The sequence below is a fragment of the Sphingomonas kyeonggiensis genome (assembly GCF_030812785.1).
Classification (GTDB): Bacteria; Pseudomonadota; Alphaproteobacteria; order Sphingomonadales; family Sphingomonadaceae; genus Sphingomonas; species Sphingomonas kyeonggiensis_B.
On record NZ_JAUSTJ010000001.1, the window covers coordinates 33717 to 45707 of the forward strand.

10 protein-coding genes are annotated in these 11991 nt (G+C 68.2%); 6 read left to right on the forward strand and 4 right to left on the reverse strand.

What is annotated here, in order from left to right; translation table 11 throughout:
* Window positions 1-44 precede the first annotated feature (44 nt).
* On the forward strand, window positions 45-1565 hold the full coding sequence (locus J2W22_RS00170) for a S1C family serine protease (protein WP_373422923.1): 1521 nt from the start codon (window positions 45-47) through the stop codon (window positions 1563-1565).
* A gap of 111 nt (window positions 1566-1676) precedes the next feature.
* On the opposite strand, the gene J2W22_RS00175 is transcribed toward J2W22_RS00170, so the two are convergent.
* Both J2W22_RS00175 and ada read right to left on the reverse strand, forming a co-directional pair.
* Window positions 1677-2144, reverse strand: coding sequence for a DUF1203 domain-containing protein (locus tag J2W22_RS00175; RefSeq protein ID WP_307116252.1), 468 nt, complete (start codon window positions 2142-2144; stop codon window positions 1677-1679).
* Window positions 2141-3178: a bifunctional DNA-binding transcriptional regulator/O6-methylguanine-DNA methyltransferase Ada gene (gene ada, locus J2W22_RS00180; RefSeq protein ID WP_307116253.1), complete on the reverse strand. Its 1038-nt coding sequence runs from the start codon at window positions 3176-3178 to the stop codon at window positions 2141-2143. Before ada ends, J2W22_RS00175 begins: the two co-directional genes overlap by 4 nt.
* A gap of 289 nt (window positions 3179-3467) precedes the next feature.
* On the opposite strand from ada, the gene J2W22_RS00185 reads away from it, so the two are divergent.
* Together J2W22_RS00185 and J2W22_RS00190 are read left to right on the forward strand one after the other, a co-directional pair.
* Entirely contained in the window at window positions 3468-4718 is a 1251-nt protein-coding gene (locus J2W22_RS00185) for an MFS transporter (RefSeq protein ID WP_307116254.1), read from the forward strand.
* Window positions 4715-6334, forward strand: a complete 1620-nt coding sequence (locus tag J2W22_RS00190; protein WP_307116255.1) for a glycoside hydrolase family 43 protein — start codon at window positions 4715-4717, stop codon at window positions 6332-6334. Before J2W22_RS00185 ends, J2W22_RS00190 begins: the two co-directional genes overlap by 4 nt.
* On the opposite strand, the gene J2W22_RS00195 is transcribed toward J2W22_RS00190, so the two are convergent.
* On the reverse strand, window positions 6309-6743 hold the full coding sequence (locus J2W22_RS00195; protein WP_307116256.1) for a PilZ domain-containing protein: 435 nt from the start codon (window positions 6741-6743) through the stop codon (window positions 6309-6311). The genes J2W22_RS00190 and J2W22_RS00195 overlap by 26 nt on opposite strands.
* Before the next feature lie 319 nt (window positions 6744-7062).
* On the opposite strand from J2W22_RS00195, the gene J2W22_RS00200 reads away from it, so the two are divergent.
* A complete protein-coding gene (locus J2W22_RS00200; RefSeq protein WP_307116257.1) occupies window positions 7063-8553 on the forward strand; it encodes a DEAD/DEAH box helicase in 1491 nt (496 codons plus the stop codon).
* Between the two features lie 164 nt (window positions 8554-8717).
* Here the strand turns inward: J2W22_RS00200 and J2W22_RS00205 are convergent, their stop codons facing one another.
* Window positions 8718-9632, reverse strand: coding sequence for a hypothetical protein (locus J2W22_RS00205; protein WP_307116258.1), 915 nt, complete (start codon window positions 9630-9632; stop codon window positions 8718-8720).
* A gap of 268 nt (window positions 9633-9900) precedes the next feature.
* Between J2W22_RS00205 and J2W22_RS00210 the strand changes: the two genes are divergently transcribed.
* Together J2W22_RS00210 and atpA are read left to right on the forward strand one after the other, a co-directional pair.
* Window positions 9901-10455: a F0F1 ATP synthase subunit delta gene (locus J2W22_RS00210; RefSeq protein ID WP_307116259.1), complete on the forward strand. Its 555-nt coding sequence runs from the start codon at window positions 9901-9903 to the stop codon at window positions 10453-10455.
* 2 nt (window positions 10456-10457) lie between these two features.
* Complete coding sequence (gene atpA / locus J2W22_RS00215; RefSeq protein WP_307116260.1) at window positions 10458-11987, forward strand: F0F1 ATP synthase subunit alpha; 1530 nt, start codon at window positions 10458-10460, stop codon at window positions 11985-11987.
* Window positions 11988-11991: the final 4 nt, after the last annotated feature.

An 11991-nucleotide genomic window follows, 5' to 3' on the forward strand; every position in this document is an offset into this window, starting at 1 on the left:
GCTTTTGCACGAAAGCTGCCGGCACAAATGGAGGTCGGGGTTCGATGATGCGTCGGTTGCTGATGGTGGTGGCGCTGCTCCTTGCCTGGGCGGCTCCCGCGCATGCCGACGACATCTCCGCCTCCGCGCGCGGCGTGGTGCGCATCGTCACCATCGCGGTGGTCGATGACGAGGTGGTCGGCTTCGGCCATGGCAGCGGCTTCGCGGTGGCACCCAACCGGATCGTCACCAATGCGCATGTCGTCGAGCTCGCCTCGCGCTATCCCGACAATGTCGTGATCGGCGTCGTCCCGTCCGAGGGCGACAAGTCCTACCAGGGCAAGGTGATCAAGATCGACCAGGCGCGCGACCTGGCGCTGATCGAGTTCACCGGGGTGCGCCTGCCGCCGCTCACCCTGTTCGGCGGCAAGATCTCCGACGGGGATTCGCTGATCGCGCTCGGCTATCCGGGCAATGTCGACATCGCCACGGCGCGCTCGGCGGCGGACTTCATCAAGCCGCAATCGCCGGTGCGCTCGCAGGGCGGGTTCGCCGGGCTGCGCCAGTTGAGCGGAGTCAGCGTGCTGCTCCACACCGCCAGCATCGCGCGCGGCAATTCGGGCGGCCCGCTGCTCGACCGCTGCGGCCGGGTGCTCGGCGTGAACTCGGCGATCACCCATAATGACGAGGGCGATTCGACCTTCGCCTTCGCCATTGCCGGCAGCGAGCTGGCGGCGTTCCTCGCCGAGGCGAAGCAGCCGGTCTCGACCATCGACGTGCCCTGCACCTCGGTCGAGGAACAGATGGCGCAGGAGCGTAGTGCCGACGAGAAGGCACGGCTGGCGGCCGACGAGGTCTCGCGCGCCGATGCCGCCAAGGCCGCGGCCGAGCGCGACGACGCGATCGCCCAGGCGCGCAACCGCGCCGAGACGACCCGCGAGAACTACATGGCGGGCGCCGCGGTGCTGCTGGTGCTCGGCGCGCTGGCGGTGGGTGGCGGCGGGCTGCTGCTCTCCCGCGAGCGCAAGCGCGAGGCGATCTGGGTCGCGGCGGGCGGCGGCGTGCTGATGCTCGGCGCGGTGGCGCTGTTCCTCAGCCGGCCGGGCTTCAACGAGAATTCGGTGCTGCCGGTGCCCAAGGCGGCGGCGAGCGGCGCGGCGGCGATGCTGGCGCAGGGCAAGCTGGTCTGCACGCTGGTGCCCGAGCGCAGCCGGGTGATCGTCTCGGCGACCGACAAGGTCGATCTCGACATCGGCAATGACGGCTGCATCAACGGCCGCACCCAATATGCCGAATCGGGCACCCACTGGCAGCGAATCCTGGTCCCGGACCAGGAAGCCAATGTCTCGGTGCTCGACTTCGATCCCGCAACCGGCACCTATACCAACACGCGCTACCTGCTCTCGTCCGAGCAGATGAAGCAGGCGCGGGCGCTGCGGAAGGGCGTGCCGCTGAAGGAATGCTCGACCGACCAGGCCAAGCGCGCCGAGCTGGCGACGCAGCAGCAGAACATCCGCGCGGCGCTGCCGGCGGTGTACAACGAGAAGCTGGTATATCGGTGCGCGGCGGCGGGGGCAGAACAATAGGCCGTCATCCCGGCGAAAGCCGGGATCTCGGGCGATGGCGCGGGTCGCGGAGCAAGAGCCGCATGAGATCCCGGCTTTCGCCGGGATGACGATTGTGGTGCGGGATGAGGGTTAAGCCCGATCCACCCGCGCCGCGAAGCAGCCGCGCTTCGCATTGTGGACATGCAGATACGCCACCGCCGGATCGGCGAACATCCGCGCGATCAGCGGCTCGAGGTCACGGCCCTCGATCACCTCGGCATCGGTCATCATCCCCGCAGCATCGAATGCGCGGACCGAGAGCAGGCGGATCGCCAGCGGCTCGGGCACCGCATTCTCGAAGCGCGCAGCCACTTCGGCACCTTCGCGCACGAAGATCGCATGGGCGCTGCGATAGGGCGAGGCCACCGGCAGATGCGCGTAATTGACCAGCAGCACGGTCTCGCCTGGCTCGACATCGACCAGCTCGACGCGGCACGGCGCGTCAGGCTTTTTCTCGACGGTGAAGCGCACCACCTGCTCGGCCGCCAGCGCTTCGTCCGGCAGGCCATAGAGGCGGCGGAACGGCTCGGGGTCGATGCCCTGGATGACATAGCTCATGCGTCACCGCCCTCGCGCCTGAGCAGCGCCTGCTTGCGATCGACGCCGTACGCATAACCGCCCATGCTGCCGTCCGAGCGGAGCGCGCGGTGGCAGGGGATGATCACCGGCACATGGTTGGCACCGCAGGCCGTGCCTGCCGCACGCACCGCGCCCGGGCTGCCGACCGCGGCGGCCAGCTGGGCATAGCTGCGCGTCTCGCCCGGCGGGATCGCGCGCAGCGCCTGCCACACCGCTTCCTGGAAGGCAGTGCCCTGCACGTCGAGCGGCAGGTCGGTATCGCGCCCGGGACTCTCGACCTCGGCGACCACCCGCGCGGCCAGCGCCGACAATGCCGTGCCGCCCTGGACGATCTCCGCCGCGGGGAAGCGCGTGGCCAGGCCGAGCGCAGTCTCGTCGAACGCGACCCGGCACAGCCCCTTGTCGGTCGCCGCGATCAGCAGCGGGCCGAGACTGGTCTCGGCGATGGTCCAGCGGATCGTCACACCGGCCCCGCCGCGCTTCCACACGCTGGGCGACATGCCGAGCCGGGCATTGGCGGTCTCGTAGAAGCGGCTCGGCGCCGAATAGCCGGCCTCGTAGATCGCCTCGGTGACGCTGCCTTCGTCCAGCGCCGCCGCCGCGCGCTTCGCCTTGAGGCTGCGGGCATAGGCGGCAGGCGTCACGCCGGTGGCGCGCTTGAACAGCCGGTGGAAATGATGCGGCGCATAGCCGACCGCCGAGGCGATTTCATCGAGCGAGACGCTCTCCTCCGCCGCCTCGATCAGCGCCACCGCCCGGGCCACCGCGATCCGGTCGCGGCCGACCTCGTCTGGCTTGCAGCGCAGGCACGCGCGATAGCCGGCGGCGCGGGCGGCATCGGCGTCATTGTAGAATTCGACATGCTCGCGCTTGGGCCGCCGCGCCGGGCAGGTCGGCTTGCAATAGATGCGCGTGGTGGTGACCGCGACGATCAGCCGCCCGTCGAATGCGCGGTCACGCGCTTCGAAGGCGGCCCAGGCCGCGTCTTCGGAGAGGAGGAGTTCGTGGGTCATGGGAGGGATATAGGCTTGTCGCGCCTGCCCCACATCCCGGGGATTGCGGCCAAAGTGACGGCTCCAGAAACTCCCCTCCCTGAAAGGGAGGGGTCGGGGGTGGGTAGATGCGCGCGTTACGGCCTCCCGCCTGTCCAGCCCAACAGTATCGCCAGGCCTCCACCCACCCCCAGCCCCTCCCTTCCAGGGAGGGGAGTTGATAACTCATACAATAGTCCTCTTGCCCCCTGCCCCGAAACCCGCCACTGTTAGCGCTAACGGGCGCGTCGACGCCCGGCGGGAGAGAGCAATGTCCTTCTGGCGACGCACGCGCGCCCTGCGCTGGTGGATCATCGGGATCGTGATGCTGGGCACGATCGTTAACTATCTCACGCGCTCGACCCTCGCCGTTGCCGCGCCGGTGTTCATGCCCGATCTCGGCATCGACGAGCGTCAATATGGCTGGATCACCGCCGCCTTCCAGGGGGGCGTGATGCTCCAGCCGGTGGTCGGCTATATCCTCGATACCATCGGCCTGCGCACCGGGCTCGCCATCTTCGCGAGCTGCTGGGGGCTGCTGACCATGGCGCACGGCCTCGCCTTCAACTGGCAGATGCTGTTCGGCCTGCGCGGCGCGCTGGGTTTTGCCGAGGGAACCTCGCACACCGGCGGGCTGAAGGTCGTCTCCGAATGGTTTCCCGCCAAGGAGCGCGGGCTGGCCGGCGGCATCTACAATCTCGGCGCCTCAGCCGGATCGGCGCTGGCCGCCCCACTGGTCGCCTGGTCGATCTGGATGTGGAACTGGCGCGCGGCCTTCGTGATCGCCGGCGCGCTGGCGCTGCTCTGGGTGCTGCTCTGGCTGCGCTTCTACCGCAGCCCCGCCGAGCATCCCGACATCGGCGAGGAGGAGCGCGCCCATATCCTCGCCGGGCAGGAAGCGCATACGCAAGCCACCGGCACCCGCCCCTCGATCCTCTCCATCCTCCGCCAGCGCAACTTCTGGGGCATCGCGATCCCGCGCTTCCTGGCCGATCCGACCTGGGGCACGCTGACCTTCTGGCTGCCGCTCTATCTGGTGAAGGTCCGCCATTTCGACCTGGGCGAGATCGCCATCTCGGCCTTCCTGCCCTTCGTAGCCGCCGACCTGGGCTGCCTGTTCGGACCCACATTGGTGCTGTGGCTTCAGCGCCGCGGCATCGAACTGATCGATGCGCGCCGCTGGACCTTCACCTTTGGCGCCGTGCTGATGACCGGCATGCTGTTCGTCGGCAGCGTCGAAAGCGCCTGGGCGGCGGTCGCATTGCTCTGCCTGGGCGGCTTCGCGCACCAGACGCTGTCGGTCACCTGCATCACCATGGCGAGCGACCTGTTCCGCCGCGACGAGCTCGGCACCGTCGCCGGCATGGCCGGCACGCTCGCCAATGCCTCGATCCTGATCTTCTCGCTGCTGATGGGGAGCCTCGTCGCCTCGATCGGCTACAACCCCTTCTTCATCGCCCTTGGCCTGCTCGACCTGATCGCGGCGGCCGTGCTCTGGACCCTGGTGCGCAAACCCGCATGACCCGCAATCCCATCCTGCCCGGCTTCAACCCGGATCCCTCGATCATCCGCGTCGGCGAAGATTATTACATCGCCACCTCGACCTTCGAATGGTTCCCCGGCGTGCAGATCCACCACAGCCGCGACCTGGCGAACTGGACGCTGGTCGCCCGCCCGCTGAACCGCGCGAGCCAGCTCGACATGCGCGGCGATCCGGACAGCTGCGGCGTCTGGGCGCCGTGCCTGAGCCATGACGGCGAGCGATTCCACCTGATCTACACCGATGTGAAGCGCTATGGCCGCACCACGGTCGGCGGCGCATCGGGTGCGTCCTTGCGCGACTTCCACAATTACCTGGTCACCTGCGACACCATCGACGGGGACTGGTCCGACCCGATCCATCTCAACAGCAGCGGCTTCGACCCCTCGCTCTTCCACGACGAGGACGGGCGGAAATGGCTGCTCAACATGCTGTGGGATCATCGCCCGGGCCGCAACCGCTTCTCGGGAATCGTCGCGCAGGAATATTCGCCGGCCGAGCAGCGCCTGATCGGCGAGCGGGTCAACATCTTCCCCGGCACGCCGCTGGGGCTGACCGAGGCGCCGCACCTCTACAAGCGCGATGGCTGGTATCATCTGCTCACCGCCGAGGGCGGCACCGGCTGGAACCACGCAGTGACGATGGCGCGGTCGCGCAGCCTCACCGGCCCGTACGAGCTGCACCCCGATACCTATATTCTCTCGAGCCGCACCCGGCCCGACGCACCGCTTGCACGCGCCGGCCATGCCGACCTTGTGGAAACGCCCGAAGGCGAGCCCTGGCTGGTCTATCTCTGCGGCCGGCCGCTGCCCAATCGCGGGCGCTGCGTGCTGGGACGCGAGACGGCGATCCAGCCGATGCGCTGGGGCGCGGATAGCTGGCTCTACACGACGGGCGAGCCCGGCATGCCGATGCTCGAGGTGCCGGGGCCGGAGGGTCGGGCGCCGGCCGATGCGCGCGACGATTTCGACGGCCCCGAATTGCCCATCGACTTCCAATGGCTGCGCACCCCCGAACCGGATGCGATCTTCAGCCTGACCGCCCGGCCGGGGCATCTTCGGCTATATGGCCGCGAGACGATCGGCAGCCTGTTCACCCAGGCGCTGGTCGCGCGGCGGCAACAGGCCTTCTGCTATTCGGCGAGCTGCGCGCTCGACACTGCGCCGCGCCACTTCCAGCAGGCCGCCGGGCTGGTCGCGTACTACAACGCCTCCAAATTCCATTACCTCCATGTCTCGCATGACGAGGAAGCGGGCCGCCATCTACGCGTGATGTCGGCGCTGCCCGATTCGCCCCAGGCCGACAGCTTCACCGCGCCGATCGCGATTCCCGAGGGGCCGGTCGAGCTGCGCGTCGAAGTCGATTACGAACGCCTGCGCTTCGCCTGGCGCGTGCCCGGCGGCGACTGGCAATGGCTGCCCGAGCAGTTCGACGCATCGATCCTGTCCGACGAAGCGAGCGCGCCCGGCCTGCCCAACTTCACCGGCGCGTTCATCGGCATGGCGTGCCAGGACCTGTCCGGCGCGGGGCTCCACGCGGATTTCGACTGGTTCGCCTATCGGGAACGGGACTTCAGTCCTCGCGCGTCGGACGCCTGATCAGCCGGCGGAGCGGCGGAATGGTCGGGCGGGCACCGGGCTTGCCGGTGCCGAAGCGGGCGGCGAGCGCGGCCGAGAGATCGGCGAGGATCTGCTCCTGCCCGCGGAAGGCGTGCGCGATCTCTTCCTCGGTCAGCGCCTTCATGAACGCACAGCCATAGCTGTTGCCCGATCGGCGCACGACCTTGGCGGCGCGGGAACCCGCGCCCGACAGGCCGAGCGAGACCAGCGTGCCCACCGGCAGGTCGATCTCCGAGCCGAAGCGGAAGCCGGTGCGCGAGAAATCCTCGACCTGCACGTCGATCGGCGCGCCGTCCGGGGTGCGCAGGGTCGAGGGCGAATCCGCATCGAAACGGATCGCACCGCGGCGGTCGATATCTCCGAGGATCTCAAGCTTGGCGACGAGCAATTTGGGGCTCCATGGTTGGCGCCCCGAGCCTAGCCCGCCATGCGTTAACGAGTGATTTGCGAATGGCCCGGCCGGCGCTAATTTCGTGTGTGCAACGGACGGGGATCGGCGGTTCCTTGACGGAAACCGATTTCATCGCCATATGGCCGACCATCGAGGCGTAATGCAGCGTGATCGGGCATGCGGGTTTATCCCCAAGGGCCCAGGCTCCGCCTCTTTGTTTTCCCGGCTTCCCTAGTCACGCGGGTCGTCATTTTTGACCCCGCCTTCGCACCTGGATTCCGTCCGGCGTGCGCCGGCCGTATGCACAGGACATATAATGCAATTCAACGAACTCGGTCTCTCGGAGACCGTTCTCGCCGCGCTTGCCGCCAAGGGCTATAGCGAGGCGACGCCGATCCAGGCCAAGTCGATCCCGTCGCTGCTCGAAGGGCGCGACCTGCTCGGCATCGCCCAGACCGGCACCGGCAAGACCGCCGCTTTCATGCTTCCCTCGATCGATCGTCTGGTCGCCAGTGGCAAGCGCGCCCAGCCGCGCGGCTGCCGCATGCTGATCCTCGCGCCGACCCGCGAGCTCGCCAGCCAGATCGCCGACCAGGCCCGCCATTATTCGAAGGGCACGCGCCTCTCGGTCGCCACCGTGTTCGGCGGCACCTCGATCCACAAGAACAAGACCGACCTCGCCAAGGGCGTCGACATCGTCGTCGCCACGCCGGGCCGCCTCGTTGACCTGATCGACCAATGCTATGCGATCCTGCTCGGGATCGAGATCCTCGTCCTCGACGAGGCCGACCAGATGATGGACCTGGGCTTCATCCATGCCCTGAAGCGCATCGTCCGCGAGCTGCCGTCGAAGCGCCAGACCCTGTTCTTCTCGGCAACCATGCCGAAGACGATCCGCGAACTGGCCGGCCAGTTCATCAAGGATCCGGTCGAAGTGAAGGTCACCCCCGAGGCGACGACTGCGGAGCGTGTCGACCAGAGCGTCACCTTCGTCCGCCAGGACGAGAAGCAGGCGCTGCTGACGATGCTGCTGCGCGAGACCGAGATCGATCGCGCGCTGGTGTTCACCCGCACCAAGCACGGCGCCGACCGCGTCGTCCGCCTGCTCGCGGGCAACGGCATCGCCGCCAACGCGATCCACGGCAACAAGAGCCAGCCGCAGCGTGAGCGCGCGCTCGGCGAGTTCCGCGCCGGCAAGGTGAAGATCCTGGTCGCGACCGACATCGCCGCGCGCGGCATCGACGTGTCGGGCGTCAGCCATGTCTTCAACTTCGAGCTGCCCAATGTCGCGGACCAGTATGTCCACCGCATCGGCCGCACCGCGCGCGCCGGCAAGGATGGCGAGGCGATCAGCCTGTGCGCCGATGACGAGCGGCCCTATCTGCGCGACATCGAGCGGCTCATCCGCCAGAAGCTCACCGTCGTGCCGCTGCCCGAAGGCTTCGTGGCGGCTGCCGAGAAGATCAAGTCGACCCGCGTCAACGTGGCGCCGAGCCGTGACGAGCAGAACGGCCGCAACGGCCGCGCGATGCAGCGCGACGGCCGCCGCCCGGGCGGCCAGCCGCAGCGCGGTCGCCCCGGTGGCCAGCGCGAGGATCGTCCCCGTAGCGACCAGCCACGCCGCGACGGCCATGCCCCGCGCCCCGAGGCAGCCGGTGCCGCCGCTGGCGAGCCGCGTCCGCGCCGCTTCGATGCCCCCCAGGGCGAGCAGCCCCGCAACTATGCCCGCCCCAAGCGCAAGTGGCAGCCGCGCCCGACCAATGGCGGCCAGCGCCAGGGTGGCCAGGGCGGCGGCCGCGGCCGCTAAGCATCCTCGAATTCCCCTCCCTGCAAGGGAGGGGCCAGGGGTGGGTTAGGGAAGGCCGGGCTCGATGCCCGGCCTTTTCTTTTTGCCACCAGCCGACGGGCAGGGCTCGCTGCGCTCGCAACCCACCCCCAACCCCTCCCTTGCAGAGAGGGGAGAGAGTTAACCTACCGCCGCCGGGCGCGGATCGCCGCATCCTCCTTGCCGGCGATCAGCCGCATCGCCCGGTCGGCACCGACGCCGCCTTCGGATGCACCGGCGCGCTGGGCGGCGTGATAGAGCTGCAGCGCGCGCGGATAATCGCCCGCCTGCTCGGCGCAGAGGCCCAGGTCGAAGGTGATCGACGGGTGATTCGGCACCTCCGCCGCCATCGCCCCCCAGCCGTCGCACGCCCCGCGCACGTCGCGCTTGGTGAGCTTGACCAGGTCCTTGAAGCGCTTCGCCTGCTCCTTGCTCAGCCCCTTGTCGCTCTCGCGCACGCGGATGTCGTAGGTCGAGACGGTCGGCGCGATGTCCTCGCGCACGGCATAGCCCAGGTTGCGCACCGCATCGGCGATCACGTCCTCCACCGGCCCCGGGCGATCATTCTTGCCCTCGCACCAGCTGCTTTCCTGGCTGAACGGCTTGGTCGCCGAATAGACGATGCGGCCGTCGCGGTTGCGCACGATGCGCAGATCGGCCTTCACGGTGACGGTCCGGCGGCGGCAGCGCAGCTCGACCTCTTCCTCGCGCACGCACTTCTTCTGGTCGGCGCTGTCCTTCTCGACGCAGCGCCTTTCCTTGCGCTTGAAGGGCTGCTCGTCGACGCCGGTCGTGACGCCGCCGGTGAGCGAGCCCTCGGCATTGCCCTGGCCGGTATAGCCGCCCATCAGATCGAAGTGGGTTCCCGACAGGCCCTGCTCGATCGCCCGCGCGAGCGCCGGACCGTCCTGCCCGGCGATGCGATCCACCGACAGCGAGCGCAGCAGGCTCGCCTCGCGGTTCGGCGCGGCGAACTCGCCGGTGATCTTCAGCACTTCGGCATGCGCGATGCCCGCGACGAGAGCGGCGAGCACGACGCCGCCAAGAATCCGCTTGTTCATTCCCCCAACCCTTCCCCCAAAAGGATGTTGCGGGTGCCGTTTACCATACGAAACGATTCGGTACACGCCGTGTCACGGCGAGTTTGGGAGAGTGTTCGCGGAGAGCGACTCGGACTCGGGTTGCATCCCTGTGACACCGATGCTAACCGCGCCGCGACCCATAGGGGGCCGTATGGGGTGTCCGTCAGAGTAATACTTTGATGGAGCCGGAAATCGGCCCCCAATTCATATGGGGCTGAACCCGAACCTCCGAGAGGAACCCGATCGCGTGGAGAATTCCGCCGGTATCCAGGCAAGCCTAAGCGGACGCTACGCTACCGCCCTGTTCGAGCTCGCGCGTGATTCGAAGGCGCTGAGCCAGGTCGAGGCCAGCCTCGCCACCGTGGCCAAGGCGCTTGCCGAATCGACCGACTTCAAGGCGCTGACCGCCAGCCCGCTGGTGTCGCGCAGCGACGCCACCAAGGCTGTCGCCGCCGTCGCCAAGAGCCTGAAGCTCGACGCCACCACCGCGAACTTCCTCGGCGTGCTCGCCGAGAATCGCCGGCTGGGCAAGCTTCCGGCGATCATCCGCTCCTTCCGCCAGCTCGCGGCCGCACATCGCGGCGAGACGACGGCGGAAGTGATCTCCGCACATCCGCTTTCCGCCGACCAGGTCGATGCGCTCAAGCAGCAGCTGCGCACCCGCGTCGGCCGTGAAGTGACCGTCGACCTTTCGGTCGATCCCTCGCTCCTTGGCGGGCTGGTCGTGAAGATCGGCAGCCAGATGATCGATAGCTCGATCAAGACCCGACTGAACTCCCTCGCGCACGCGATGAAAGGCTGAACATGGATATCCGCGCCGCAGAAATCTCGAAGGTCATCAAGGACCAGATCGCCAATTTCGGCACCGAGGCCGAGGTCTCGGAAACCGGCCAGGTGCTCAGCGTCGGTGACGGCATCGCGCGCATCCACGGTCTGGACAACGTCCAGGCCGGCGAGATGGTCGAGTTCGCCAATGGCACGCAGGGTATGGCGCTCAACCTCGAGGCCGACAATGTCGGCGTCGTGATCTTCGGCTCGGACGCCGAGATCAAGGAAGGTGACGTCGTCAAGCGCACCGGCACCATCGTGGACGTCCCCGTCGGCAAGGGCCTGCTCGGCCGCGTCGTGGACGGCCTCGGCAACCCGATCGACGGCAAGGGCCCGATCGTCGCCGAGAAGCGCAGCCGCGTCGAAGTGAAGGCGCCGGGCATCATCCCGCGCAAGTCGGTGCACGAGCCGGTGCAGACCGGCCTCAAGGCGATCGACGCCCTGGTGCCCGTCGGCCGTGGCCAGCGCGAGCTGATCATCGGCGACCGCCAGACCGGCAAGTCGGCTGTGGCGATCGACACCTTCATCAACCAGAAGACCGTCAACGCCGGCACCGACGAGAGCAAGAAGCTCTACTGCGTGTACGTCGCCGTCGGCCAGAAGCGCTCGACCGTCGCCCAGCTGGTGCGCACGCTCGAGGAGAATGGCGCGATGGAATATTCCATCGTCGTCGCCGCGACCGCTTCGGACCCCGCCCCGCTGCAGTTCCTCGCGCCGTACACCGGCACCGCGATGGGCGAGTATTTCCGTGACAACGGCATGCACGCGCTGATCGTGTTCGACGATCTGTCGAAGCAGGCCGTCGCCTATCGCCAGATGTCGCTGCTGCTGCGCCGCCCGCCGGGCCGCGAAGCCTATCCGGGCGACGTCTTCTATCTCCACAGCCGCCTGCTGGAGCGCGCCGCGAAGCTGAACGACGCCAACGGCAACGGCTCGCTGACCGCGCTGCCGATCATCGAGACCCAGGCGGGCGACGTTTCGGCGTACATCCCGACCAACGTGATCTCGATCACCGACGGCCAGATCTTCCTCGAGACCGACCTGTTCAACGCCGGCATCCGCCCGGCGATCAACGTCGGCCTCTCGGTGTCGCGCGTGGGTTCCTCGGCCCAGACCAAGGCGATGAAGAAGGTCTCGGGCTCGATCAAGCTCGACCTCGCCCAGTATCGCGAGATGGCCGCCTTCGCGCAGTTCGGCTCGGACCTCGACGCCTCGACCCAGCGCCTGCTGAACCGCGGCGCGCGCCTGACCGAGCTGCTCAAGCAGCCGCAGTTCAACCCGCTGCCCTTCGAGGAGCAGACGGCGTCGATCTTCGCCGGCACCCAGGGCTTCCTGGACGCCGTTTCGGTGCAGGACGTGGTGCGCTACGAGGCGGCGATGCTCGCCGACCTGCGCGCGAACCATGCCGATGTGCTGAAGGACATCCGCGAGTCGAAGGACCTGTCGGACGACGCCAAGGCGAAGCTCAAGGCCGCCCTCGAGGCGTTCGCCAAGACCTTCGCCTGATCCG